This is a genomic window from Delftia sp. RIT313, assembly GCF_000632165.1.
Classification (GTDB): Bacteria; Pseudomonadota; Gammaproteobacteria; order Burkholderiales; family Burkholderiaceae_C; genus Comamonas; species Comamonas acidovorans.
Genome location: NZ_JFYT01000073.1, coordinates 13,662 through 38,016, shown reverse-complemented (window position 1 = coordinate 38,016; position 24,355 = coordinate 13,662). Strand labels below are relative to the sequence as shown.

Annotated in this window: 22 protein-coding genes; 14 read left to right on the top strand and 8 right to left on the bottom strand. The window is 68.5% G+C overall.

What is annotated here, in order from left to right:
• Positions 1 to 227: 227 nt before the first annotated feature.
• A complete protein-coding gene (locus BW39_RS22480) occupies positions 228 to 2,441 on the bottom strand; it encodes a rhodanese-like domain-containing protein (RefSeq protein ID WP_043824389.1) in 2,214 nt (737 codons plus the stop codon).
• Between the two features lie 234 nt (positions 2,442 to 2,675).
• Here BW39_RS22480 and BW39_RS22475 point away from each other — a divergent pair, with 234 nt between their 5' ends.
• Positions 2,676 to 3,665: a tripartite tricarboxylate transporter substrate binding protein gene (locus BW39_RS22475; protein ID WP_013800577.1), complete on the top strand. Its 990-nt coding sequence runs from the start codon at positions 2,676 to 2,678 to the stop codon at positions 3,663 to 3,665.
• A 4-nt stretch (positions 3,666 to 3,669) separates the two neighbouring features.
• Here BW39_RS22475 and BW39_RS22470 read toward each other — a convergent pair whose 3' ends face one another.
• From BW39_RS22470 to BW39_RS22455, 4 genes are all read right to left on the bottom strand, one after another.
• A complete protein-coding gene (locus tag BW39_RS22470; protein ID WP_152547304.1) occupies positions 3,670 to 6,474 on the bottom strand; it encodes a hypothetical protein in 2,805 nt (934 codons plus the stop codon).
• Positions 6,475 to 7,480: 1,006 nt separating this feature from the next.
• Positions 7,481 to 7,933 (bottom strand): GNAT family N-acetyltransferase, encoded by a 453-nt coding sequence (locus BW39_RS22465; protein WP_043824386.1) that lies wholly within the window; start codon positions 7,931 to 7,933, stop codon positions 7,481 to 7,483.
• Between the two features lie 85 nt (positions 7,934 to 8,018).
• Complete coding sequence (locus BW39_RS22460; protein ID WP_043824385.1) at positions 8,019 to 8,435, bottom strand: tautomerase family protein; 417 nt, start codon at positions 8,433 to 8,435, stop codon at positions 8,019 to 8,021.
• 71 nt (positions 8,436 to 8,506) lie between these two features.
• Positions 8,507 to 9,313 (bottom strand): SDR family NAD(P)-dependent oxidoreductase, encoded by an 807-nt coding sequence (locus tag BW39_RS22455; protein ID WP_043824383.1) that lies wholly within the window; start codon positions 9,311 to 9,313, stop codon positions 8,507 to 8,509.
• 160 nt (positions 9,314 to 9,473) lie between these two features.
• On the opposite strand from BW39_RS22455, the gene BW39_RS22450 reads away from it, so the two are divergent.
• From BW39_RS22450 to BW39_RS22435, 4 genes are all read left to right on the top strand, one after another.
• Positions 9,474 to 10,001, top strand: coding sequence for a winged helix-turn-helix transcriptional regulator (locus tag BW39_RS22450; RefSeq protein WP_043824381.1), 528 nt, complete (start codon positions 9,474 to 9,476; stop codon positions 9,999 to 10,001).
• Between the two features lie 8 nt (positions 10,002 to 10,009).
• Positions 10,010 to 10,813 carry a helix-turn-helix domain-containing protein gene (locus tag BW39_RS22445; RefSeq protein ID WP_012207578.1) on the top strand — a complete coding sequence of 268 codons (804 nt, stop codon included), beginning with the start codon at positions 10,010 to 10,012 and terminating at the stop codon, positions 10,811 to 10,813.
• A 103-nt stretch (positions 10,814 to 10,916) separates the two neighbouring features.
• Complete coding sequence (locus BW39_RS22440; RefSeq protein WP_043824379.1) at positions 10,917 to 11,537, top strand: GlxA family transcriptional regulator; 621 nt, start codon at positions 10,917 to 10,919, stop codon at positions 11,535 to 11,537.
• A gap of 13 nt (positions 11,538 to 11,550) precedes the next feature.
• Positions 11,551 to 12,510: a DMT family transporter gene (locus BW39_RS22435; RefSeq protein WP_235264268.1), complete on the top strand. Its 960-nt coding sequence runs from the start codon at positions 11,551 to 11,553 to the stop codon at positions 12,508 to 12,510.
• A 41-nt stretch (positions 12,511 to 12,551) separates the two neighbouring features.
• On the opposite strand, the gene BW39_RS22430 is transcribed toward BW39_RS22435, so the two are convergent.
• On the bottom strand, positions 12,552 to 13,115 hold the full coding sequence (locus tag BW39_RS22430; RefSeq protein WP_013800571.1) for a fasciclin domain-containing protein: 564 nt from the start codon (positions 13,113 to 13,115) through the stop codon (positions 12,552 to 12,554).
• A 312-nt stretch (positions 13,116 to 13,427) separates the two neighbouring features.
• Here BW39_RS22430 and BW39_RS22425 point away from each other — a divergent pair, with 312 nt between their 5' ends.
• From BW39_RS22425 to BW39_RS22385, 9 genes are all read left to right on the top strand, one after another.
• Positions 13,428 to 14,399 (top strand): ferritin-like domain-containing protein, encoded by a 972-nt coding sequence (locus BW39_RS22425; RefSeq protein ID WP_043824377.1) that lies wholly within the window; start codon positions 13,428 to 13,430, stop codon positions 14,397 to 14,399.
• 91 nt (positions 14,400 to 14,490) lie between these two features.
• Positions 14,491 to 14,733: a hypothetical protein gene (locus tag BW39_RS22420; protein WP_043824376.1), complete on the top strand. Its 243-nt coding sequence runs from the start codon at positions 14,491 to 14,493 to the stop codon at positions 14,731 to 14,733.
• Positions 14,734 to 14,777: 44 nt separating this feature from the next.
• Positions 14,778 to 16,148: an Nramp family divalent metal transporter gene (locus BW39_RS22415; RefSeq protein ID WP_043824375.1), complete on the top strand. Its 1,371-nt coding sequence runs from the start codon at positions 14,778 to 14,780 to the stop codon at positions 16,146 to 16,148.
• A gap of 149 nt (positions 16,149 to 16,297) precedes the next feature.
• Positions 16,298 to 16,777: a rhodanese-like domain-containing protein gene (locus BW39_RS22410; protein WP_043824373.1), complete on the top strand. Its 480-nt coding sequence runs from the start codon at positions 16,298 to 16,300 to the stop codon at positions 16,775 to 16,777.
• 12 nt (positions 16,778 to 16,789) lie between these two features.
• On the top strand, positions 16,790 to 17,704 hold the full coding sequence (epsC, locus tag BW39_RS22405) for a serine O-acetyltransferase EpsC (RefSeq protein WP_013800567.1): 915 nt from the start codon (positions 16,790 to 16,792) through the stop codon (positions 17,702 to 17,704).
• Complete coding sequence (locus BW39_RS22400; protein ID WP_012207587.1) at positions 17,701 to 17,973, top strand: helix-turn-helix domain-containing protein; 273 nt, start codon at positions 17,701 to 17,703, stop codon at positions 17,971 to 17,973. The genes epsC and BW39_RS22400 overlap by 4 nt, the downstream gene beginning before the upstream one ends.
• Positions 17,974 to 18,056: 83 nt before the next feature.
• A complete protein-coding gene (locus BW39_RS22395; protein WP_013800566.1) occupies positions 18,057 to 18,989 on the top strand; it encodes a family 2A encapsulin nanocompartment shell protein in 933 nt (310 codons plus the stop codon).
• Positions 18,990 to 19,001: 12 nt separating this feature from the next.
• Entirely contained in the window at positions 19,002 to 20,927 is a 1,926-nt protein-coding gene (locus BW39_RS22390; RefSeq protein WP_043824372.1) for a family 2A encapsulin nanocompartment cargo protein cysteine desulfurase, read from the top strand.
• 286 nt (positions 20,928 to 21,213) lie between these two features.
• Entirely contained in the window at positions 21,214 to 22,218 is a 1,005-nt protein-coding gene (locus BW39_RS22385; RefSeq protein WP_235264267.1) for a fimbrial protein, read from the top strand.
• Between the two features lie 90 nt (positions 22,219 to 22,308).
• On the opposite strand, the gene BW39_RS22380 is transcribed toward BW39_RS22385, so the two are convergent.
• Both BW39_RS22380 and BW39_RS22375 read right to left on the bottom strand, forming a co-directional pair.
• Positions 22,309 to 23,265, bottom strand: a complete 957-nt coding sequence (locus BW39_RS22380) for a Bug family tripartite tricarboxylate transporter substrate binding protein (RefSeq protein ID WP_043824369.1) — start codon at positions 23,263 to 23,265, stop codon at positions 22,309 to 22,311.
• 44 nt (positions 23,266 to 23,309) lie between these two features.
• Positions 23,310 to 24,305, bottom strand: coding sequence for a tripartite tricarboxylate transporter substrate binding protein (locus tag BW39_RS22375; RefSeq protein WP_043824367.1), 996 nt, complete (start codon positions 24,303 to 24,305; stop codon positions 23,310 to 23,312).
• Positions 24,306 to 24,355 lie beyond the last annotated feature (50 nt).

The following is a 24,355-nucleotide window of genomic DNA, read 5'->3' as shown; positions in this document are numbered from 1 at the left end:
CAGTTGTTTGAACGTAGCGCGCAGCGCGAAGAGAGTTTCACGGCGAACCCCGCATCCCGCCCAACGCAGGTCGCCCGTAGCGAAGCGAAGGGTCGTGGGCAGTTTGGGGCGCGCTTCTTTGCTTCCTTTCTTATCGCGCGATAAGAAAGGGAGTCGGCCGCCGGGCCGAAACCCGGCCCCGAAAAACAACCACCCGGCAGGGGCCAAAAGCAGACCAACAGCCAGACTCAAACAGCAGGCACCAGCCGAATCCCAGAAGCCCACCCATCCCGCTCCAACTGCTCAACCAACCCCAACTCCCAATCCAGATAAGCCCGAAACCCCGCATCCCTCAACCCCAGATCCCGATGCGCATAAGGGCTGTACCACTGGTCATCATCCCCCGTCAGCACATCCGCATCCCCCTGCCCCAGCGGCAGCCCGGCAGCAGCCCAGGCAGAAGTGCCGCCGACGACGGAGCGCACATCGCGCCCCGTGCGCGCCGCCAGTTCGGCCGCCACGCTGCGCGCCAGCACGCCGTCCGGCGAGGTCAGCACCACGACCTGGGCCGGCGGCAGGGCCTGCACGAAGGAGGGCAGACGATCAGGCACGGCAAAGCGCGCACCGGCGATGTGCTGCTTCTCGAAGGCGGGCCGGCTGTCCACGTCGAAGACGATGGCGCGGCCTTCGCCCAGCAGTTCCTGCGCCTGCTGCACGGACAGCTGGGGCGCAGGCGCGTGGGAGGCGAGCACGCGCACGGGTTCGGCGCCGACCTCCAGGGTGGCCAGCGTGGGCGGAACGTAGGTGAAGACTTCGCAGCCCAGCTGGGCCAGCCAGGCGCCGGTGGTGAGGGCGCGCACGCCGTCCCAGTCGGCCAGCACGATGCGTGCGCCGCGCGTGGCCGCGTATTCGTCGGTGGCCTGCACGAGTTGGCCGCCCGGCGCCCAGCGCCAGCCGGGCAGGTGACCGGCCTGGTATTCCTCGCGGGTGCGCACGTCGAAGCGGTAGAGCGTGCGTTCGGTGGCTTCGGACTCGAAGCGGGCCAGTTCGGCCGCATCAATGGATTGCACGCCCGCGCGCTGTGCCACGCTGGCTGCGCGCTCGCGTGCGGTGGCCAGGGCGACGGCGCCGGGCTCGGGCAGCGGGGTGCGGCGGCCATGGGCCAGCCTGCGGCCGGTGAGCAGCCAGTCCATGGTGCCGTTGCGCAGCGAGACGACCTGGTTGGGGATGCCGGCGTCGATCAGGGTCTGCGCGCCCACGATGGAGCGCGTGCGGCCCGCGCAGTTGACGACGACCAGGGTTTGCGGGTCCGGGGCGATTTCGCCGATGCGGTAGACCAGTTCGGCCCCCGGCACGCTGAGCGCAAAGGGCAGGCTGAAGGCCGCGAATTCCTCGGGCGTGCGGCTGTCGACGACGACGATGTTGTCGCCGCGCTGCACGCGCGCGCCCAGCTCGTCCGAGGTGATCCAGGGCGTGTGCTTTTCATGCTCGATGACTTCGCCGAAGGCCTTGCTGGGCACGTTGGTGCCGCTGAAGATTTCCAGCCCCTCGGCCGCCCAGCCTTCGGTGCCGCCTTCCAGCACGGAGACATTGGGCCAGCCCAGGCGCACGAGCTTGGCGGCGGCTTCATGGGCCAGCGTGCCGTCGCCATCCACCAGCACGATGCGCGTGCCCCGGCGCGGCACCAGGCGGTCGATGAGCTGCTCCAGCCGCCAGGCCGGGGCGGGCGCCGCGAACAGGATGTGGCGGTGTGCGAAGACACCGGCCTCGCGCACGTCGAGCACGGCGATTTCCTCGCCGTCGGCCAGGGCCTGCCGAAGAGCGGCCGGTGTGACCAGCGCATGGCGAATCGACTTGGGCGGGCCGAAGGTGCGGAAGCTGCCGCCTTCCAGGCTCTCGAAGACCACGCGATCGGGCATGCGCTCCAGGCCGCGCCCGTAGAAGTGCAGGTGCAGGCCGGGTTCCTCGCCAATCAGCTCGATGGTGTGCACGTCGGTGGGCGTGAGCACTACCGAGGTTCCGCTGCCGACATCGACGCTGCGGCCCACCGCCAGGGTGTCGCGCAGCGGGTCGTCGGTCTTGCCGCGTGTGAAGAACACGTTGCGCTCCACGCCTTCGACGCCCGCGATGATGGCCCAGGTGGTGTGGTCATGCGGCGGCTGGGACTTGCCCGGCAGGCCGGTGGACAGGTACAGCGCATAGCGCCCGCCCAGGTCTTCGCTGAGCCGATAGACCTGGGCCGGGTTGCTGGCCGAGACGGGGAAGTGCGCATGCGGGAACAGTTCGCGCTGCAGGCCCAGCGCCTCCAGCTCGCGGGCCACGGCCTGCAGTTGCTCGGGCGTGGCCCGCTCGGGATCGGGGAGCAGGCGCCGGGCCGTGGCGATGAAGCCGGTGATGGCGGCTGCGCGGCGGCTGGCCACGTCGCTGCCGCTGAAGTCGATGGAGAGATGGGTCTGTGTCATGGGAGTGCCTGGGAGGACGTTCGCGGGAGGACACGAAGTTAGGCCTCTCCCGCCCTGGCGCCAACGACGCATTGCAGATATGGATATGAGCTTTGGGCACTGCGCGCGCATGTGTGGCGCAAGCGTGACGCACGTTGTGCGGCAGCCGCATATGCATAGCCGCAATGCTTAGTTCACGCCGCGCCAGGAGCCTCCCAGACTGCGGGCATCGACTCTCTGCACTCCGGCACTCCCATGATCCGCACCCCGTCTGCGCTGCGCGCACTGCTGCTTCCCCTGTTCTCCGCCCTGGCCCTGCACGCGCCGGCGGCCCTGGCCTCGGCCGACAGCTTTCCGAACAAGCCGGTGCGCATCATCGTGCCCGTGGCGCCCGGGGGCAGCGCCGACAAGCTCACGCGCACGCTGGCCGACAAGCTGGCCGCGCTGTGGGGCCAGTCGGTGGTGGTGGAGAACGTGGCCGGGGCCAGCGGCACCATCGGCGCGGCCAAGGTGGCCAAGGCCGCGCCCGACGGCTACACCCTGCTGCAGCAGGGCGAGGGCCTCACGCTCAACGGCCTGCTGTTTGCCCAGCTGCCCTACGACACGCAAAAGGCCTTCACGCCCATCATCAAGGCCGTGGTCAATCCGCAGGTGCTGGTGGTCAACCCCGGCACGGGCCTGAACACGCTGGGCGACTACCTGGCCCGCGCCAAGGCCAAGCCGCAAAGCATCAGCCTGGGCCTGCCCGGCAATGGCGGCATTGCCCATGTGGCGCATGAAATCCTCACGCAGGAGACGGGCGCCAAGGTCAACTACATCCCCTACCCGGGCGGTGGCCCCGCCTCGCTGGACGTGCTGGGCGGCCATACCGACGCCACGCTGATCACGCTGGCCGCCGTGACCGAGTACGTGCGCGCCGGCAAGCTGCGCGCCCTGGCCGTGACCACGCCCTACCGCTCCGACGCCCTGCCCCAGGTACCCACCATGGCCGAGGCCGGCGTGCCCGGCTTCTCGGTGGAGAGCTGGCAGGGCTACTTCGCGCCGGCCGGCACGCCCGCGCCCATCGTCGCCAAGATCAACCGCGACCTGCAGACCGTGCTGCAGGCGCCCGATGTGCGCGCCCAGCTGGAGCACATGGGCTTCAAGGTGGCGGGCGGCTCCCCGGCCGACCTGGGCCAGAGCCTGCAAAGCGAGCGCCCGCGCTACGCCCGCGCGATCCAGTCGGCGGGGCTGTCGCTGCGCTGAGGCGCTAGGGCACGGCGCTCCAACGCTTGGTGTGCGGCGCCACGCCGGGCAGGACCACCGTGATGTCCGCGCTGCCGACAGCCAGCGCCTTCACGGCAAGGTCCATGCACGGCTGGCCTGCGGGCCACGCAACGCTGGCACTGCCCACGCCAAGGATTGAAGGCTGGGAAGAGACCACGCTGGCCTGCAGATCGGCCAGCGGATAGCTGAGCATGGCCCATGAGGTATCGCCCAGGCAGATGGCATAGGACTGCTGGTCGCCCACGGTCATCTGCACATTCGCCTGATCGGGGTCATCCCACTTCCAGCGATCGAAAGACAGCCGGGGCTCGACAACCTCAATGCGCTCGCGGCCCGGCTCGGGATAGAGATCGGGCATGGAGGGTGCCGAGACCTCCAGGTCCGTCGCGCCCAGCGCCAGCCCGAGCACCCGGGCCGTTCCGCTGCTGCCGTCGGGCGCGATCTCGACCTGTTCCTGCGCGGAGCAAATGGCCGCATCAATGCAGCGCAGCCGCGCCTGCATGGGCTGCTCGGGAAGCTCCTCGCTCCCGAGATAGGTGGGCCTGAGCACCACATCGGACGCAAACCCCCGGGCCACAGCCATGTCGCTGCAGTCGCCGCAGGGACGGTTGACGGTGAGGCCCCGGTCCGGCAGGACACGGATGGTCTCGCTGCGTGCACTCTGGCCTCCCGGCAGGTCGGCCCCTATGCGGTAGCTGCCCGGCTGCGTGGCCTCCTCCACGAACAGCGCCGGTGTGCAGCCGCTCCAGGTCTGGATGAAGGCCTTGTCCACGACATCGCCGTCCTGCCTCAGGTCGCGGATGTGCTGGACCACATCGGCCGGCGAGCGATCGTACAGGCCCACGTCCACGCGCATGTCCGGGGCCACGGGGCGCTGCCGGTCGTAGGGCGCGGCCTCGGGCACGGACAGGCAGGCATGGAAGCCCTGGCGCAGGGACATGTAGCGCTGCGGGGTCAGCGCAGAGCTCGCGCTGGAGATCTCGGCCGATCTGCGGGTGGACATCTCGTCCTGGACGATGAGTGCTACGGATTGCGGGCCCACCACCTCGACGGGGATGGTGGCCGTGGTCAGTTGCCGCCCCCCCGCGATCAGGCGCGTGGTGCCCGGGGCCAGGCCGATGATTTCCACGTACTCGGAGGTGCTCCACTCCGACATCTGCACAGACGAACGCACGGTCTGGCAGATCTCCGGGTTCTCGCAGCGCAAATCGACTGACACGCCTGAATACTGGTGCAGGCTGTTCGCATCCTTGCGCCACGACACGCGCACCGCCTGCGGCGCCGTCAGGCCCTGGCCGACCACCACCTTGCCGCTGTCGGCCGTGGCCGCAAGCGACAGCACCGTGGGCATCCAGACCTGGATCTCTCGGGACTCGCCTTCCGCAAAATCGCCGTGCACGAGCACGCTGGCCCGTCCCGGGCCGACGCCCTTGACCGTGACGGGCACGTCGTACTGGTACATCTGGCCTTCGACCAGTTGCAGCTCGGCGGGCGCAACGACCATGGCCGCAGGGTTGGAGCTGGACAGGCGGACCTTCAGGCCTCCCATGGGCGGAGGCGGAAGCACCGGCGCCACAATGACGCTTGCCTCCTCGCCCACGACGAGGGGCTCGAAAAGGTAGTCGAAGCCGACGCGCATCCTGTCCGTGAAACTCAGCCAGACCGACTCCTCGCTCAGATGGTTGCGCGCCTTGACAAAAAGCTGCGCGCTTTCACCCACCGCTGCCGCCGTGCCCTGGATCTGGATCTCCCTGGACGTCTCCCCTGCCGCCACCTTGACGCTGGCGGGATGCACCACCCGGCCCTCGGGCGTGCTGGTCAGCTGCACCTCCACGCCTTCGGCAGGCGCGGGGTGGGACAGCTGGACCGAGGCCCGGTGGGGATGACCGATCAGCATCGCGCTGTGCGGCACTTGAAGACCGACCCGTGGCAGGTCGGCCACCGTGATGCTGGCCACGGCCTCGCCCAGATCGGGATGCCTGGCCGTGACCCGCGTGGTTCCGAGGTTGTAGGCGGAGCCTGTGACGTTGAAATCGGCCTGCGTCTGACCTTCATCCAGATGCAGGCTGGAGCCGACGCTGGCGATGTGGGTGGCACCAGTCGCGAGGCTCACGGTCCGACCGCCCGCAGGTGCCGGAACGCCCAGGTGCAGCGTCATGGTGCCGGTCCTGTCCCTGCCCACGGTGATCTCGGCAGGCTCGATGGAGAAGGGTGCGCGCCCCACCTCGATCAAGCCACCCTCCACGAGATAGGGAATGCCCGTCAGCGCCCATTGGACGGAGGTGGTGATGACACCCGCCGGCACCAGCACGGCATCGAGCCCATTGCCCTCGGCGCGCAGGCCGCTGCCGCGAGGCGAGGACTGCAGGTCCACGCGCAGGGCCGGCCCCTTGTGGTGGAGGATGGAAACCTGGTCCAGGCCGGGCGAGGCACCCGCGACGACCAGGCCACTGCCGTACTCGATGCGCACATGGACCCATTGCGTGGCCCCGCTCCGCGTCCCCGCGAGAAAGCGCCATTCGCCCCAATCGCCGGGCGCGGGCTGGGGCCGCGAAGAAGTGATGGTGATCGGCTGCTGCGCTGTGCCCATTGCGCGTACGGCGCCGTCCCGCACGGTGAAACTGGCACCCGGCTCCATCTGTATGACGAGCCCGGGCTCCAGCGTCAGCGTGGCACCGGACTCCAGCACCACATCCCCCTGCAGGAGCACGGGCGAACTGGCTGCCGGCCAGGACGCGTTGCTACTGATGGACCCGGAGATACGCATGCCCGCCTGGGCCGGCAGCATGGCGGTCATCCAAAAAAGGGACCCCACAACCATCCACGCGAGCAGACTGGCGGCCCTGCGCAGCAGGAACAAAGCCTTCCGTGGACACTGGATCTGCGCAACCTTGGCGCGCCGTCCCGGCAGGCAATGCCCGCCGCAGTTGCGGGAAATGGGAAAGGCAGAAACAAGGGCGCATTGCAGCAATGCGCCTCCTCCCGGCAGACTGACGCGCATTGGCGCTCCCTCGGCAATGGTTTTGGTATCAGGATATCTGAGGGGTTGAAACTCCCCCGGCAGGACCGGCTCTCTTTACCGGCCGGCCATTGTATTGGCGCTTTGTCGCCGCATCAAATTCCATTGACTGGATTTTTGACCATAGACACACATTCATCCGAGCATCAGCCATTCCATATCACGGCCTGTTCGATTGCATACCAACCAAATCCATTGCATTACCCATAATCGGCCGTATGCGCTGCGTCATATGAAGCAAGACAGTGCCGCCAGCACAACCGGCCGCTGCGGCGGCCAATCGAACGCTGAAGTCCGGTTGTCCTGCCGCCATTTCCCGCACGGAGGCCCGCCAGGCTGCGCAGATCGCAGGTTGGAGCGGGTCGGCGATGGTGGGCAGGTGAAGTTGGCAGCGGCGCTCAGAAATCGCGACCCCGTTGCCTCTTACTGAATATGCGACACGATGGGGTCCGCCGCAATACGCACGAAATCATCGATGGGTTGTCCACCAATGAAGCAGCAAGCCTTGACCAGGGTTCCCAAAACCACGCCCACGTCCAATTTCGCGAGTTTGCTGTAAATACCCGTGATGCACCGGTCGACGGCCTGCTTGTCCTCACCGCTGAACGCATGTCCCTTGTCGGTGGATGTTCCAGATAGACCCAGTGTTGCCCTGGGTACAAGGCAACGGTTCCTGGTCCTGTGCCGCCAGGGCCGTATCCACCAGGGTCTCGGCCAACATGAAGACATGCTTGGGAACCGGCGCAGGCTTCGGCCAGGTCTGCGGTCACGTTCGCTACGCCAGTTCCATCTGCATGGGTACGAAGGCCACGCCATTCTTCTCCAGCGGCGCGCTGGTGGCCCGAAAACCCAGCCTTTCGTAGGCGGGTACGGCAAACGGCGTGGAGTTGACGGTGACGTTGCCGGCGTCCGGGTGGATGGCAGGCTGCAGCGCCTGCCACAGCCGCCTGGCCAGTCCCTGCCGCTGGAACGGCAGGCCAACGAACAGGTGGAACAGATGGCGCCCGTCACGCAGGGCCGCCATGCCTGCCAGGGCATCGCCCTGCCTGGCAACGATGAAGAGGTAGCGGGGGTCCTGCAGGTAGGCCTGGAACGCCTGCGGCCCCAGGGCCTTCAGGAATTCCTGCGCGCCCTGGCTGCCGGAGTCCAGGGTGAAGAGGTGCGACACGCTGGAGACCAGCGCGCTGATCTCTTCGGCGTCTTCGATGTGTGCGGGACGAATGTGCATGGGGAAAAGTGCAAGGGCCGGAGGTGCAAGGGCCGGAGGTGGAAAGGCCACGGGGCCTGTCCCCTGTCCCGCCCCCGCAAGCCTCTCAGTAGGCGGCAGGCCGATTGTCCAGGCGCCATTTCTCCCCCTCGGGCGTGCCCGGCACGGGCGGGCGCAGGCCCTGGATGCTCCACAGGCTGAAGGGCGTCTCGTCCACATGCATCTCCCAGCGCAGGCCCCGGTCGGCAATGAAGGGGGACAGCTGCCGCCGCACGCCTTCGAGGAACCGTGTCTTGGTCTCCTCGTCGCGGATCTGCCGCGCGATGTGGTCCACGGAGATGCGCACGAAATCATCCGCAGGTTCGCCGCCGATGAAGAACGAAGTGCGCGCGACAGCCTCGAACACCACGCCCACGTAAAAGCGCGGCAGGTCGCCGTAGACGGCCGTGATGCGCTGGGCGATGGCCTGTTTGTCTTCATCGCTGAAGGCGTTTTCGGGGTGGTAGATCTTCCACAGGGGCATGGTTTTCTCCGGGTGCAAAAAAGAAAAGGTTTCGGGAAATCCGGGGTGGCGGCGCGGCGGGCCGTCAGGCGTCAGGCGGGCTGGCCTGCATCCGCGCCCTGGTAGCGCGCTGCCGGCACGCCGCTGAGCGTCAGCGCCTTGACGAGATTGGCGCGCGATTGGTCAAAGTCCAGCCAGGCGGTCGTGCTGCCCAGCGTGGGAAAGCAGATGGCCTCGCCCTGGTCGAGTGCGACCAGAGCCGTATCCACCAAGGACTCGGGCGACATGAACAGGTGCTCGGGAAACGGCGCGGGCTTGCCGCCGAAGAATTCGGAGTGCACCAGGCTGGGCATCACCGCCTGCACCATGACGCCGCTGGAAGCGAGCTCGGCCTGCAGCGAGCGCGTGAAGTTCAGCACATAGGCCTTGGAGGCGCCGTAGCTGGAGGCGCCCGGCACCGGCATCACGGCCAGGATGGAGCCGATGTTGATCAGCGTGCCCCGGCCGCGCGTGGCGAAAAGCCGCGCCGCCGCCAGCGACAGCCGCGTCAATGCATGGATGTTGACCATGACCATGCGATCGACCTCGCCCGCATCCACCTGGGCGGCCGGGCCCAGGGCGCCCAGGCCGGCGCAGTTCACCAGCATGCGGATGTCACGCTCACCCGACAGCAGCGCCGCCACGCGCTGCAGACCGGTGGCGTCGGCCAGGTCGGCGGCCACCACCTCGACCTCGCTGCCATGCGCGCTGCGCAGGCGCTGCGCCAGCGCCTGCAGCCGGTCCTCGCGGCGGGCCACCAGGATCAGGGAATGGCCCCTGGCGGCCAGGCGGTCTGCGTAGACGGCGCCAATGCCGGATGAGGCGCCAGTGACGATGGCGGTGCCTTGATGCGTGCTCATGAAGGAAGTCCTTGCTTGAAAAGCCGTGGTTGATAGTGGCTCCAAATATAAACTCCAATCATTAGAGTTACAAGCACGCAATCCACCTTTGCGGACCGGGCTTGCGTTTTGCTGAGACACTCCAGGCCTGCGACAACCGCGAACACACAAGGGAAACCCCATGCGATCCAAGAGCTTCGAGGGCATGGCCTGCTCGATCGCCACCGCGCTGGAGGCCGTAGGCGACCGCTGGGCCATGCTGGTGCTGCGCGACCTGATGCTGGGCCTGAGCCGCTATGACGACCTGAGAAAGTCCACGGACATCACCAACGCCACGCTGACCGACCGCCTGCGCCAGCTGGAGCAGACCGGCCTGGTCGAGCGCCGCCTCTACCAAAGCGGCCCGGACCGCTACGAGTACCTGCTCACGCCCAAGGGCCGCGACCTGTCCCTGGTGATCCAGGCGCTGGCCCAGGTCGGCGACCGGTGGCGCCTGCAGCAGCAGGCCCAGCCGCCCATGCGCTTTGTGCGCGCGCAATCGGGCACGCCCCTGCGGCTGGCGCTGGTGGAGGAGGAATCGGGCCGCAGCGTGCCTTTTTCCGAGCTGCGCGTGGAGGCCGGCCCCGGCGCGGACGACCTGACGCGCTGGCGGCTGTCCAAGCTGGCCGCGCAGGCCAGGACGCCGGCAGCGGCCCCCGGCGCGGATTGAGACCGGCCATGGCCGCGCCCCTACCCGGCAAGCGCCCGCAACGCGCCCTGACCTACCGCCGCCACTGCGCGCTGGGCGGTGTGGAAATCCTCAGCGGCCATGCGGTGCAGCACCGCTATCCGCGCCACTTCCACGACACCATGGGCATTGCCGTCATCCACGGCGGGCGCGAGCTGTGCTGGAGCCGGGGCGCCGAGCGCGAGTTCACGGGTGGCGATATCGCGCTGTTCAACGCCGGCGAGATCCACGACGGGCGCCCGGGCGGCGAGCAGGGCTGGACCTACGACATGCTGCATGTCGAGCCCGCCCGCATGCACGCGCTGCTGGGCGTGCGCGATGGCTGGTTCGACGCCGTCAGCCTGCGCGACCCGCAGACCCGGGCCTGCGCCCGGCAGTTGCTGCAAGGCCCGCAGGACGGCCTGGCCGCCGACGAGGCCCTGCTGGCGTTGCTGCGCCGCGTGGTGCACAGCCCCGGCCGGCCGCATGCGCCCGATGGCGCCAGCGCGGCACTGCTGCGCGAGTTCATCGACGCCCATGCGGACCAGGAGCTGGGCGCCGCGCGGCTGGCCGCCGTCTGCGGGCTCAGTCCCGAGCACGCCATCCGCAGCTTCAGCCGCCGCTACGGCATCACGCCCCATGCCTACCACCAGGCCCGCCGCGCCGAAAGCGCCCGCGGCCTGCTGCGCGGCACGCTGGCGCTGAGCGAGGTGGCACTGTCGCTGGGCTTCTACGACCAGAGCCATTTCTCCAACTGGTTCCGCCGCGCGCATGGCGTGGCGCCTTCGCAGTACCGCCAGGCCATGCGGCCCTGAGCGGCCTTGAGCGGCCCTGAGCGGCCCGGCCTGATCAATTCCGTCCAAGACCGCGCGCTGCGGCCTGCCTAAGCTGCCACTCCTCGACAGACAGGAGTGGTGGATGAAGACCCGGACCGTTGGATTTTTCGTCTTTGATGGCGTGGTGCTGCTGGAGTTTGCAGGGCCGCTGCAGGTGTTCGACGTGGCCGCGCGCGTGGCCGTGCGGCGCGGGCTGGCGGCCTCGCCCCCGTTTCAGCCCGTGGTGATCAGCCGCAGCGGCGCCGCCGTGCGCACGCGCGAAGGCGTGGGCATACAGGCACAGGCCAGCCTGCAGGACCATCCGCCGCTGGACCTGGTGATCGTGGCCGGCGGCGCGCTGCAGGCCGAACTGGCCGCACCCGAGGTCGCCGCCTGGCTGCGGCAGGTGGCCGGCAGCAGCGAGGTGACGGGCTCCGTCTGCGTGGGCTCCTTCCTGCTGGGGCGGGCAGGGCTCCTGGACCAGCGCGAGGCCACCACGCACTTCGAGGACACGGAAGACCTGCGCGCCATTGCGCCGGATGCCCGCGTGAGCGCCGACAGGCTGTGGATCGATGAGGGCGCCATCGTCACCTCGGGCGGGTTTGCGGCGGGCATCGACATGGCCCTGCACCTGGTGGAGCGCCTGCTGGGCGCGGAGATCGCGGCCGAGACGGCACGCCAGCTCGAATACCGGCGGCGCGATGCCGCCGACCGGCAAGCGTGACGGGGCCATGCGCATGAACGGAAAGACAAGCTACCTGGCGCTGCTGGCCGTGGGCGGGCTGATCCTGAGCCTGTCCGGCGTGGCCGTGGCTTTCAGCAGCATGGGCACCAGCGCCATGGGCTTTTACCGCATGCTGCTGGGCGGCCTGGGGCTGGCCGGCTTTGCCCTGTGGCGCGGCCTGCGCTGGCGCATGACGCGCCAGGCCCTGCTGTACGCTTGCCTGGCCGGCGCCGCGCTGGCGCTGGACCTGTACTGGTGGCACAAGAGCATACGCATGGTGGGGCCGGGCCTGGGGGCCATCCTGACCAACTGCCAGTCGTTCTTTCTGGCGGGCCTGGCCTGGGCGGTGTTCCGCGAGCGGATCACGGTCGTCTACTTCGTGGCGCTGGTGCTGGCGGCCACCGGCATCCTCATGGTGTCAGGCGCGGGGCTGCCCGTGGCCGCAGGCCCCGATTCGGCGTCCGAGCACTGGCTGGGCGTGGCCCTGGGCCTGGCCTCGGCGGCGGCCTATGCGCTGTGCGTGGTCTTCATCAAGAAGGGGCAGACCCCGCCGCACGCCACGCATCCGGCCGTCAATATGGCCGTGCTGTGCGCCGCCGCCGCGCCCTGCCTGCTGGCAGCCGCGTGGCTGGAGGGCGAGTCGCTGGCCATTGCCGGCGCGGCCGATTTCGGCACGCTGCTGCTGTACGGCCTGCTGGTGCAGGGCGTGGCCTGGCTCATGGTGAGCACGGCCGTTCCGCATGTGAAGGCCTCGCTGGCCGGCCTCATCCTGCTGGCCGAGCCCATAGGCACCTATGCCATCGACGTGCTGTTCTTCACCGCCCGGCCCACGCCGATGGCGCTGGCCGGCATGGCGCTGACGCTGGCGGCCATCTATGCGGGATCGACCTATGGCGGTGCGCCCTCTGGCGGAGCGCCCTCCGGCGGCGCGCCCGCCAGGCGCATGGCGAAGGCGCAAGGCTCCGGCCACTGACCGCGGCGATCAGTGGTCGGCCCGCTCGCTGCCTGTGCCGCTCACTTGGGCAGCAGCACCTTGTCGATCACGTGGATCACGCCGTTGGACTGGTAGACGTCGGGGATGGTCACCGTGGCCGTGCCGCCCTTTTCATCGGTCAGCATGATCTTGGAGCCGCTGGACTTGGCCACCAGCGTGCCGCCGCTGACGGTCTTGATGCTGGCCATGCCCTTGCCGTCCTTGATCATCTTGGACAGCGCCGCCGCATCCCACTTGCCGGCCACCACGTGGTAGGTCAGCACGGTGGTCAGCGTGCCCTTGTTCTCGGGCTTGAGCAGGGTGTCCACCGTGCCTGCGGGCAGGGCCTCGAAGGCGGCATTGGTGGGCGCGAACACGGTGAACGGACCCGGGCCCTTGAGCGTATCGACCAGGCCCGCCGCCTTGACGGCTGCGACCAGGGTGGTGTGGTCCTTGGAGTTGACGGCGTTGTCGATGATGTCCTTGGACGGCAGCATGGGTGCGCCGCCCACCATCACATCGGCCATGGCGGCCACGGAGGCAGCCGACATCACGATGGCCAGGCCGAACGAGGCCAGCTTGCGGGTGTTTTGAATCGAGACCATGGAATGCTCCTAGCGGGTTGATGACAAGCCGAACGATTCCGGCTGATCTGGATACGCAGCGCAGCGGGGTCTGGATTCAAAAAAGAAAAAGAAACGGCTGCATCCGCAAACCGTTACCTGCGCTTTCAATTGCGGCACATCCAGACCTGCGCGGCCTGCGTACTGCCGGATAGCGGGGACGCATCCCATTCCCCTGGAGCAGGTGGCCACCTCTTCAGTGGAACGCGCTTTCGCCACACCCGTGTGCTTTCGGCCGGAGGCGCATTCTTCACGTTGACCGTTCGCGCCTGCCGCGAACCGAGAGGAACCATCATGTCCGACGAATCAGTGTTGATCGGGGTTTTGCAAAAACGTGCCAAGAAGCTGGAGGACAGGCGCCAGTTCTTCCGCAAGACCAGCGGCGTGGCCGTGGGCATGGCGGGCGGGGTGATCCTGTCCGCCTGCGGCGGCGGCGGGGGCGATGCGAATGCGCAGGCCAACGGGCCCACGGATGCGGAGATCCTGAACTTCGCCCTCAACCTGGAGTATCTGGAGTCGCAGTTCTATCACTACGCGGTGTTCGGCACCGGCCTGCCCGCCAACCTGCAGTCGGGCGTGGGCACGCAGGGCGCCATCACGGGCGGCCGTGCCGTGGCCTTCAAGGACCCCGTGGTGGCGCAGTACGCCAAGGAGATCGCCCAGGACGAGATTGCCCACGTGGCCTTCCTGCGCGCGGCGCTGGGCTCGGCCGCAGTGGCGCAGCCGCAGATCGACATCGGCGGAACCGACCCGAACGGCGCCTTCTCGGTGGCCGCGCGAGCGGCCGGCCTGGTGGGCGCGGGCACGGCCTTCGATCCCTATGCGAGTGACGAGAACTTCCTGCTGGGGGCCTTCATCTTCGAGGACGTGGGCGTCACCGCCTACAAGGGCGCATCGCCGCTGATCACCAACAAGACCTATCTGGAGGCAGCCGCCGGCATCCTGGCCGCCGAGGCCTACCACGCAGGCCTGGTGCGCACGGTGCTGTACGCCAAGGGACTGGCCACGCCCGCGCTGCGCACGGCGGCCGGCGCCATCTCGGATGCGCGCGACAGCCTGGATGGCTCCACCGACGTGGACCAGGGCATCACGGGGGACGCCACCACGTCCAACATCGTGCCGCTGGATTCCAACGGCATCGCCTACAGCCGCTCGCCGGGCGACGTGCTGAACATCGTGTACCTGACCAAGGACACGGCGACCAAGGGCGGGTTCTTCCCGGCGGGCGTGAACGGCTCGCTGGTGATGAGCAGCGCCTACGCCTGACGCGGACCGCCCGCCTGCCCCGCACCGGCCGGGGCAGGCGGGCTTCCCCGGGGCTGGCCCGAGACAAGCGTTCCCCTGCCAAGGAGTTGCCATGATGTCCCTTCTGCCTTCCTCATCCGCCCCCCGCACGCCGGCCAGCACGCCGTGCCGCACGCCGCGGCGCCTGAAACCTGCCACCGTGGCGCGCCGCTGCGTGGGCAGCCTGATTGTGCTGGCCGGCGCGGTCATCGTGACCGGAGATCTCGTGGCGCTGTGGCGCGGCGCAGGCACCGATGCCGCACCCGCTGCAGCAGCCATTGCACCCGCCAGCGGCCTGGTGCCGACGGCCCGATAGGCATCCCCCTGCAACCGCGTGCCCCCGCCGGCGGAAAGGCCCCCATGAACGACACCGTGCTTGCGGCTGAACAGGGCCGCTTCGGCGCCATCGAGCCGGATCACGGCCACGCGGGCACGCCCAGCCTGCCGCAGGTGCATCGCAGCATCGCCGTGCCGCGCGGCGCCAGCCGCTCGGACAACGCGCGCCGCGTGCTGGCGTTTGCCGGGCCCGGCTACATGGTGGCCGTGGGCTACATGGACCCTGGCAACTGGGCCACCTCCATCGCGGGCGGCTCGCAGTTCGGCTACTCGCTGCTGGCGGTGATCTTTGCCTCCAACCTGATGGCCATGCTGTTCCAGGCGGCGGCCGTGCGCCTGGGCCTGGCCAGCGGGCGGGACCTGGCCCAGGCCTGCCGCGCGCAGTTTTCCCCGCGCATCAACCTGGTGCTGTGGTTCTTCTGCGAGATCGCCATCGTGGCCTGCAACCTGGCCGAGGTGCTGGGCATGGCCATCGGCCTGAACCTGCTGTTCGGCCTGCCGCTGCTGGCCGGCGTGTGCATCACGGTGGTGGATGTGATGCTGATCCTGGCGCTGCAAAGCCGGGGCTTTCGCTGCCTGGAGTCGGTGGTGATCGCCCTGGTGGCATTGATCGGCCTGTGCTTTGCCGCCCAGCTGGTTTGGCTGCAGCCGCCCGTGGCGGCCGTGCTGCGCGGCCTGCTGCCGGGCATGGAGATCGTGGCCAATCCGCAGATGCTGTACCTGGCCGTGGGCATCGTGGGGGCCACGGTGATGCCGCACAACCTCTACCTGCATTCGTCCATCGTGCAGACACGCCGGCATGACACCACGCCCCAGGGCACGCGCCAGGCCATCCGCCTGGCCACGCTGGACTCCACGGTGGCGCTGGGGCTGGCGCTGTTCGTGAACGCCGCCATCCTGGTGGTGGCGGCCGGCGCGTTCAACCGGCCCGGCCAGGCGCCGGTGACCGAGCTGTCGGACGCCTACCACCTGCTGTCGCCGCTGCTGGGCGTGGGCATCGCCAGCGCGGTGTTCGGCGTGGCGCTGCTGGCCTCGGGGCTGAGTTCGTCGGTCACGGGCACGCTGGCCGGGCAGATCGTGATGGAAGGCTTCTTGCAGATCCGCCTGTCGCCCGCGCTGCGCGCCCTGCTGACGCGCTGCATCGCCATCGTGCCCGCCGTGGTGGCCACCGCCTGGTACGGCAGCACCGGCGCCAGCGCCCTGCTGGTGTTCAGCCAGGTGGTGCTGAGCCTGCAATTGCCGTTTGCCATCGTGCCGCTGCTGCTGTTCACCACGCGGCGCAAGGCGCTGGGCGAGCTGGCCTTTGGCCCCAGGATGTCGGCGGTGCTGTGGGGCTGCGCGGCCCTGGTGGTGTCGCTGAACCTGTGGATGCTGCAGCGGCTGCTGACGGCCTGATCGCCCGAACCGGGCATGGCGCCACGCGGCGCCTTCATAGACGTTTTGCTTCTATCAAACGCCGCTCTTGTTCGTTGGTGGCTTGCCGCGAAGTTCTTAGATTGGTGCCTATAGCCACCAACCCGCGAATTCTCCGCAAGGACGACGACATGACAGCCCTCACTTTGGAAACCGCCTTGCCCCAGGCGCTGCAGGAGGCACAGGACCACGCCCAGGCACAGGGGTTGGGCCACGCAGGCGGCGTGCGCCCGCCCGTGGCCTGGGCGCTGGTGCAGGCCGGCCAGGCCGTGCTGGTCGATGTGCGCACGGCCGAGGAACGCAAGTTCGTCGGCCAGGTGCAGGGCACCCTGCACGTGCCCTGGGCCACGGGCACGGCGCTGACGCGCAACCCGCGCTTTGCCCGCGAGCTGGAAGCGCGCCTGGCCCCGCACGGCGGCAAGGAGGCCGTGGCCCTGCTGCTGTGCCGCAGCGGCAAGCGCTCGGTGCTGGCGGCCCAGGTGGCGGCCCAGGCCGGATTCGCCCATGTGTTCAACGTGCTCGAAGGCTTCGAGGGCGAGATCGACGCGCGGCAGCAGCGCGGCAAAAACGACGGCTGGCGCTTCCACGGCCTGCCCTGGATTCAAGACTGAAGGAGCACGCAGATGGCCAGTTTCGACATTGCCGGACTCACCCAGAACCTGCATGCGGCGCGCCGCGAATGGCGCGAGGCCCACGGCCGCACCCAGGAGCCCGGGGCGCGCGAGTTTCCCTCGCGCGACGCGCTTTCCACCCTCATCGACCAGCTCAAGGCAGCCCTGTTTCCCATGCGCCTGGGCCCGCACGACCTGCGCCAGGAAAGCGAGGACATCTTCGTGGCCCACCAGCTGGACTCGGCCCTGCATGCGCTGCTGGGCCAGATACGGCTGGAGCTGCGGCTGTCCGCGCCCCATACGGCAGCGGGCGCCGACGCCATGGCGCTGGACATCGCACGCGCCTTTGCCGAGTCCCTGCCCCAGATCCGCCGCCTGCTCGACAGCGACGTGCTGGCCGCCTTCCAGGGCGATCCCGCCGCGCGCAGCGTGGACGAGGTGCTGCTGTGCTATCCGGGCGTGCTGGCCATGATCCACCACCGCCTGGCCCACCAGCTGTACCTGCTGGAGCAGCCGCTGCTGGCGCGCATCGTGGCCGAGCTGTCGCATGCGCAGACGGGCATCGACATCCACCCGGGCGCGAAGATCGGCCGGGGCTTTTTCATGGACCACGGCACGGGCGTGGTGATCGGCGAGACCGCCGTGATCGGCGAGCGCGTGCGGCTGTACCAGGCCGTCACCCTGGGCGCCAAGCGCTTTCCCACCGATGAGCACGGCCACCTGCGCAAGGGCCTGGCGCGCCATCCGGTGGTGGAGGACGACGTGGTCATCTACGCGGGCGCCACCATCCTGGGCCGCGTCACGCTGGGGCGCGGCGCCGTCATCGGCGGCAATGTCTGGGTGACCGAGGACGTGCCGCCCGGCGCTCACGTCACCCAGGCCCATGCGCGCGAGCACGCGCAGCAGCCCCGGGAGGTGGCCCTATGAGCACCCGGCTTGTCACCAGCTTCGGCATTGCCGTGCGCCAGGCGCGCGAGGCCCATGGCTGGTCGCAGGAGCGGCTGGCCGAGCACTCGGACCTGAACCGCTCCTACGTGGGAGAGATAGAGCGCGGCCGCGTCATCGCCTCGCTGCTGACCGTGGAGAAGCTGGCCGTCTCGCTGGGCGTGCAGCCCTCGGCCCTGGTCATGCGCGGCGAAACCGTGGCCCACGACCAGCTGGTGCGCGGCCTGCGCTTGGCGGCTATAGCATGTTGAAGACATGTGCGCGGGCCGGGACACTGGCCCTGTTTCCCTTCCTTCCCCTTCCCTTTTTCCTGAACTGATCACGGAGTCTGCACATGTCGGCAACAGTGGGCGGCACGACCGCGCTAGGCGACAACGCCGCGCGGCAACTGGCCAACGCAACCAAAACCGTTCCCCAGCTTTCGACCATCAGCCCGCGCTGGCTGACGCACCTGCTGCAATGGTCGCCGGTGGAGGCCGGCATCTACCGCCTCAACCGCGTCAAGAACCCGGAGGCCATCAAGGTCACCTGCACGGCCAAGCAGGAAGACAACCAGCTGCCGCGCACCTATGTGGACTACGAGGAGCAGCCGCGCGAGTACTTCCTCAACGCCGTCTCCACCATCCTGGATGTGCACACGCGCATCTCCGACCTCTACAGCAGCCCGCATGACCAGATCAAGGAACAGCTGCGCCTGACCATCGAGACCATCAAGGAGAACCAGGAAAGCGAGCTGATCAACAACCCCGACTACGGCCTGCTGGCCCAGGTCACGGACGAGCAGCGCATCTTCCCGCTGACCGGCGCGCCCACGCCCGACGACCTGGACGAGCTGCTGACCAAGGTCTGGAAGGAGCCCGCCTTCTTCCTGACCCATCCGCTGGCCATTGCCGCCTTCGGCCGCGAGGCCACGCGCCGCGGCACGCCGCCGCCCACGGTCAGCCTGTTCGGCTCGCAGTTCATCACCTGGCGCGGCATTCCGCTGATCCCCTCGGACAAGGTGCCCGTGGCCGATGGCAAGAGCAAGATCCTGCTGCTGCGCGTGGGCGACAAGCGCCAGGGCGTGGTCGGCCTGTACCAGCCCGGCCTGCCGGGCGAGCAAAGCCCGGGCCTGTCGGTGCGCTTCATGGGCATCAACAACCATGCCATCGCGTCCTACCTGATCTCGCTGTACTGCTCGCTGGCCGTGCTCACGCCCGACGCGCTGGCCGTGCTCGACGATGTCGAGATCGGCAAGTACCACGACTATCCCGACACCTACAAGTAAAGAGGCCGGGCGTTGACCGTGTCTGCAATCACCTCCGTGGCGCCCCAGGCGCCCTTCGACCCCGAGGCGCTGGCGCGCATGGCCAACGCCCTGTTCTCCGCCGCACCGGGATCGGCTCCTGCCCTGCCGGGTCTTCCGGGTCTTCCCGGTCTGCCTGCTGGCGTGCAGGCCCCCGTGAACGTGGCGCCGCCCGGCTCGCCGCTGGCCAGCCCCGCAGGCCTGGGCCCCGGCGTGCCGGGCACGCCCATCCCGCAGGGCCAGGCGCCGGGCAGCAACCTGCTGCCGGCCTCGCCCGCGCCGCTGGCCTCGCTGGCCCACCGCGCGCCCGCGCTGCTTCCCCATGCCCAGGCCGGCAACGGCGTGCCCGACCATGTCGTGAGCGCCCTGCCCGCCTACGAGCCGCGCCTGGGATCGCAGGTGCTGGGCGTGCCCCAGCGCCAGGGCGATCCGCTGGATGCGCTGGCCGCGCTCCCGTTCACGGCACCTGCTGCACCTGCTGCACCTGCTGCACCTGCTGCACCTGCGTCACCCGCCGTGCCGCGCATCGGCGTGCCCACCGAAGGGCCCGGCATAGCGTCCACCGTGCCTTCGGCCGAGCCGCGCTTTTACTTTGTCGATCCCGTGGTGCTGCCCGCCGGCTACACCACGCCGGCCCATCCGCTGCAGCGCCAGCAGGCTTCGCACGGGGCAAGGCATGGCACGGCCGGCGTGCAGGCGCCCTTCGACGTGCATGCCGTGCGCCGGGACTTTCCCATCCTGTCCGAGCGCGTCAACGGCCGGCCCCTGGCCTGGCTGGACAACGCGGCCACCACGCACAAGCCGCGCGCGGTGATAGAGCGCATCCGCCACTTCTACGAGCACGAGAACTCCAACATCCACCGCGCGGCCCATGAACTGGCCGCGCGCGCCACCGACGCCTACGAGGGCGCGCGCGAGCGCGTGCGCCGCTTCATCAACGCGCCCGACGTGAACGAGGTCATCTTCGTGCGCGGCACCACCGAGGCCATCAACCTCGTGGCCAAGAGCTGGGGCTGGCAGCATGTGGGCGAGGGCGACGAGATCATCGTCTCCCACCTGGAGCACCACGCCAACATCGTGCCCTGGCAGCAGCTGGCGGCCGCCAAGGGCGCGAAGATCCGCGTGATCCCGGTGGACGACTCGGGCCAGGTGCTCATCGATGAATACCGCAAGCTGCTGAACCCGCGCACCAAGATCGTCTCCGTCACCCAGGTCTCCAACGCGCTGGGCACGGTCGTGCCCGTGCAGCAGATCGTGGAGCTGGCCCACCAGGCGGGCGCCAGGGCCCTGGTCGATGGCGCGCAGTCGGTCTCGCACATGGCCGTGGACGTGCAGGCCATCGGTGCGGACTTCTTCGTGTTCTCGGGCCACAAGGTCTTCGGCCCCACGGGCATCGGCGTGGTCTGGGGACGGCGCGAGGTGCTGGAGGACATGCCGCCCTGGCAGGGCGGCGGCAACATGATCGCCGACGTGACCTTCGAGAAAACCGTCTACCAGCCCCTGCCCAACACCTTCGAGGCGGGCACCGGCAACATTGCCGACGCAGTGGGCCTGGGCGCCGCCATCGACTACGTGCAGGCCCTGGGCATGGAGCGCATCGCGCGCTACGAACACGACCTGCTGCAGTACGGCACGCAGGCGCTGGCGCCCATTCCCGGCCTGCGCCTGATCGGCACGGCGGCCGACAAGGCCAGCGTGCTGTCCTTCGTGCTCAAGGGCTGGACCACGGCCGAGGTGGGCGAGGCGCTCAACGCCGAAGGCATCGCCGTGCGCACCGGCCACCACTGCGCCCAGCCCATCCTGCGGCGCTTCGGCGTGGAGACCACGGTGCGGCCCTCGCTGGCCTTCTACAACACCACCGAGGAAATCGACCGGCTGGCGGCCGTGGTGCAGGGGCTGGCGGCGCGCAGGCGGGGTTGAGCCACGGGCTCAGCCCAGGCGTCTTGCAAAGGCGTCGCCCGTGGCGGCCATGCCCAGGCGGCCGTGCCCAGGCGGCCGCCCACGTCGTTGGCGCCGCTTGCGCCAGGTGTGCCGCAGGCCGGACCCGGTGACCATGCCGCGCCACGGCAGCGGATGGAACACGGCATTGGAGTCATGAAAAAGCATTGCCAAAATAAGAATGATCCTATGGATTTTCATAAATCATAGGAATAGACTTTGGAGCACGCCCATCAAACTCTCCTGCATCGTTTCCGGTTTCATTCATATGAAAAAAATCAGATATTTTCTCATTCCGGCAACGCTTTGCTTTTCTGTAAGCTCCATTTATGGAGGCATGTTTACCCCGGCAGTATCCATCGTCCAATTACCGGAAATCATCAACGTTCCCGCAGGAAATATCATGAATGGATCAGTGCTATGGGAATCGCCCATGGTCAAATCCACTCTCGATACCATTTCCTACAGTGTGCTTTCGGGGCCAACTTCAGAAATATGGCCCCAAATCATGAACCCCACTACGCTGGATGGCGATATCTACTCCACATCTTTGCGCGGAATAGGAATCCGTTGGCGTGCCACATGGAAAGCCAGGAATTTCCCCAATGGCAAAAACATGTCCATCACCACTCAATCCAACAATTCAGGAGCCACGGGATGGCAAAAGGATGATGTACATGAGCAAACCATATGGATGCAACTCATCAAGACAGGCGCCGTTCAATCGGGCACTTTCAGCGTCAGCAGCTATGCAACCGCCCGGTTTGACTGCAATAGCCTTTGCAATATCTGGTCCGTGATGGCGGCCGGCAGCACCGTGGTGCGCACAGGCGCCAGTTGCCGGGTGAAGACGAGCAACATCGCCGTGAACCTGCAGCGAATCAACAGGTCACAGTTCAACGGGATAGGCGCTACCTCCGCGCCCCAGCCATTCGATCTGGAACTGATCTGCACCGGGGGCGATGCCAATTCCACCCTGCGCCCGTTCGTCACGCTCACGGATGCCAACGATGCCGCCAACCGCTCCGATGTGCTGACGGTGACCGGAGGGGCTGCCGGCATCGGCATCCAGATCCGCAGCAGCGACAAGGTCATCAGCTACGGCGAGGACTCCGCCAACTTCGGCAATCCCAACCAGTGGCAGGCGGGCATCATCACCCCAAACACCAGCAACCACGTGATTCCATTGACGGCGCGCTATGTCCAGACCCAGCCCTCCGTCACCACAGGCCTGGCCAACGGACGGGCCACCTTCACGCTCAACTACCAGTGACCTGCCAGTGACCTGCCAGTGACACGCTGGCTGCATTGCGGCTGTGCAGTCGCCCCCGTGCCGATCCTGCACTGCCGCACCCGGCTGCGCTCACTCGGCTCTGGCCCCCGACACCCGCACCTGCTCGGCCGCCACGGGCATCTGCTCGCGCACGAAGCGCCAGAACGCGTCCACGCCCATGGGCTTGACGGGCAGCGAGCCCTGTTCGATGAACTGCTTTTGCACCTCGGGATTGCGCAGCGCCGTGGCCAGTGCGCCGTTCAGGCGCTCCAGCGCCGCACGCGGCGTGCCGGCCGGGGCAACCAGCCCGTACCAGGAGTCGGTGTAGAAGCCCTTGACGCCTGCTTCCTCGAACGTGGGCACATCGGGCAGGGCCGGCAGGCGCTGGCGCGAGGCCACGGCCAGGGCACGCAGCTTGCCTGAGCGGATGAAGGGGATGGCGCCCGTGGTGAGCACGAAGTCCACGCGGCCCGCCATCAGGTCGGTCATGGCCGGGGCCGTGCCCTTGTAGGGGATGTGGGTGACATCCACGCCCGTGAGCTGCTTGAAGCTGGCGCCGGCCAGGTGCTGGCTGGAGCCCACGCCGCCCGAGCCGTAGTTGAGCTGGCCCGGCCTGGCGCGCGCCGCCTCCAGCAGATCGTTGACCGAGCGCAGCGGCGAGGCCACGGGCACCAGCAGCACGCTGGGCGAGGTGGTGATCATGCCGATGGGCGCGAAGTCCTTGAGCGGGTCGTGGTTGAGCTTGGTGTAGAGCGCGGAGTTCAGGCCGTGCGAGGCCACGGTGGCCAGCATGATGGTGTTGCCATCGGGCCTTGCGCGGGCCGTCGCGTCGCTGCCCAGGTTGCCGCCCGCGCCGGCCCGGTTGTCGATGGTGATGGGCTGGCCCAGGGCCTCGCTCATGCGCGTGGCCGCCAGCCGCGCCACGTTGTCGGAGGGGCCGCCCGCAGGCCAGCCCACGATGAGGGTGATGGGGCCTTGCGCCAGGGCCGGCAGGGCCAGGGCGCACAGGGCCAGCGCAGCCAGGCTGCGGCGCGACAGAGGGGTCATGGCAGTCGTCCTTGTCCATTCAAAGGTTTGCATGGCCAGGGCCTTCAGGGCTTGCCGTCCTGCCATGGCATCTCGGTCCAGAGCTTGCGAAAGCCGGCCTCGGTGCGCTCCAGTTCGGCCGCGTAGGCGGGCGGCGCCAGGTAGCGCAGCGGCGCGTACATGGCCTCGGCCTGCTGCCTGAACTGCGGGTCGGCCGCGATGGCGGCCACGGCATCGACCAGTTTTTTGCGCACGCCTTCGGGCAAGCCCTTGGGCGCGGCCAGGCCGCGCAGGGAGGCCAGCTCGATATCGATGCCCTGCTCCTTGAACGTAGGCACCTGCGGCGCCAGCGAGCTGCGCGCGGCCGACATCTGGCCCAGCAGGCGGATGGGAGTGCCGCCCTTCTGGTAGGCCAGCACCTCGCCCACGTTGATGGCGCCAATGGTGATCTGCTGGCCCGTGGCGGCGGCGCGCACCTCGCCCGCGCCCTTGTAGGGCACATGGGTGAGCTGCGTGCCCGTGGCCTTGGCGAACAGCAGCATGGCCAGGTGGTCGTCCGAGCCCGTGCCCGTGGTGCCCACGGTCACGGCGCCGGGGTTGGCCCGGGCGTAGGCGGCCAGGCCGGCCAGCGTGGTGATGGCGTTGCTGTTGTGGATGGCAAAGCCGCCGGGGTCGTCCACCAGGTTGCCCAGCAGGTCGTACTGGCTCCAGTGAAAGCTGCTCTTGCGCTCGATGGGAATGGTCAGCACGTTGGGCGTGTTGATGAAGCCGATGGTGTAGCCGTCCGGCTTGGCGCGCGCCAGTTCGCCAAAGCCGATGCCGCCGCCCGCGCCGGGGCGGTTGAGCACGACCACGCTGCCGCCCAGCTTCTTTTCCAGATGGCGGGCCAGCAGCCGCGCCACCAGGTCGGTGCCGCCGCCGGGCCCGTAGGCCACGATCATCTCGATGTTGCGCGAGGGATAGGGGGCCTCGCCCTGAGTCTGGGCCTGGGCCAGGGCCGGCAGCGCCATGCAGGCGGCGGCCAGGCCTGCGCACAATGCGCGCCTTGCTTGCTGTGTCATCTTTGTCTCCTGGGTCGCCTCTTGCAGTGGTCTGAGAGGCTTTTTAGTCA

What these genes read in the sequence shown, in the direction of transcription:
- BW39_RS22480 (WP_043824389.1), bottom strand. Translation starts at nt 2,441, where the DNA reads ATGACACAGACCCATCTCTCCATCGACTTCAGCGGCAGCGACGTGGCC.
- BW39_RS22475 (WP_013800577.1), top strand. Translation starts at nt 2,676, where the DNA reads ATGATCCGCACCCCGTCTGCGCTGCGCGCACTGCTGCTTCCCCTGTTC.
- BW39_RS22470 (WP_152547304.1), bottom strand. Translation starts at nt 6,474, where the DNA reads ATGCTGCCGGCCCAGGCGGGCATGCGTATCTCCGGGTCCATCAGTAGC.
- BW39_RS22465 (WP_043824386.1), bottom strand. Translation starts at nt 7,933, where the DNA reads ATGCACATTCGTCCCGCACACATCGAAGACGCCGAAGAGATCAGCGCG.
- BW39_RS22460 (WP_043824385.1), bottom strand. Translation starts at nt 8,435, where the DNA reads ATGCCCCTGTGGAAGATCTACCACCCCGAAAACGCCTTCAGCGATGAA.
- BW39_RS22455 (WP_043824383.1), bottom strand. Translation starts at nt 9,313, where the DNA reads ATGAGCACGCATCAAGGCACCGCCATCGTCACTGGCGCCTCATCCGGC.
- BW39_RS22450 (WP_043824381.1), top strand. Translation starts at nt 9,474, where the DNA reads ATGCGATCCAAGAGCTTCGAGGGCATGGCCTGCTCGATCGCCACCGCG.
- BW39_RS22445 (WP_012207578.1), top strand. Translation starts at nt 10,010, where the DNA reads ATGGCCGCGCCCCTACCCGGCAAGCGCCCGCAACGCGCCCTGACCTAC.
- BW39_RS22440 (WP_043824379.1), top strand. Translation starts at nt 10,917, where the DNA reads ATGAAGACCCGGACCGTTGGATTTTTCGTCTTTGATGGCGTGGTGCTG.
- BW39_RS22435 (WP_235264268.1), top strand. Translation starts at nt 11,551, where the DNA reads ATGAACGGAAAGACAAGCTACCTGGCGCTGCTGGCCGTGGGCGGGCTG.
- BW39_RS22430 (WP_013800571.1), bottom strand. Translation starts at nt 13,115, where the DNA reads ATGGTCTCGATTCAAAACACCCGCAAGCTGGCCTCGTTCGGCCTGGCC.
- BW39_RS22425 (WP_043824377.1), top strand. Translation starts at nt 13,428, where the DNA reads ATGTCCGACGAATCAGTGTTGATCGGGGTTTTGCAAAAACGTGCCAAG.
- BW39_RS22420 (WP_043824376.1), top strand. Translation starts at nt 14,491, where the DNA reads ATGATGTCCCTTCTGCCTTCCTCATCCGCCCCCCGCACGCCGGCCAGC.
- BW39_RS22415 (WP_043824375.1), top strand. Translation starts at nt 14,778, where the DNA reads ATGAACGACACCGTGCTTGCGGCTGAACAGGGCCGCTTCGGCGCCATC.
- BW39_RS22410 (WP_043824373.1), top strand. Translation starts at nt 16,298, where the DNA reads ATGACAGCCCTCACTTTGGAAACCGCCTTGCCCCAGGCGCTGCAGGAG.
- epsC (WP_013800567.1), top strand. Translation starts at nt 16,790, where the DNA reads ATGGCCAGTTTCGACATTGCCGGACTCACCCAGAACCTGCATGCGGCG.
- BW39_RS22400 (WP_012207587.1), top strand. Translation starts at nt 17,701, where the DNA reads ATGAGCACCCGGCTTGTCACCAGCTTCGGCATTGCCGTGCGCCAGGCG.
- BW39_RS22395 (WP_013800566.1), top strand. Translation starts at nt 18,057, where the DNA reads ATGTCGGCAACAGTGGGCGGCACGACCGCGCTAGGCGACAACGCCGCG.
- BW39_RS22385 (WP_235264267.1), top strand. Translation starts at nt 21,214, where the DNA reads ATGAAAAAAATCAGATATTTTCTCATTCCGGCAACGCTTTGCTTTTCT.
- BW39_RS22380 (WP_043824369.1), bottom strand. Translation starts at nt 23,265, where the DNA reads ATGACCCCTCTGTCGCGCCGCAGCCTGGCTGCGCTGGCCCTGTGCGCC.
- BW39_RS22375 (WP_043824367.1), bottom strand. Translation starts at nt 24,305, where the DNA reads ATGACACAGCAAGCAAGGCGCGCATTGTGCGCAGGCCTGGCCGCCGCC.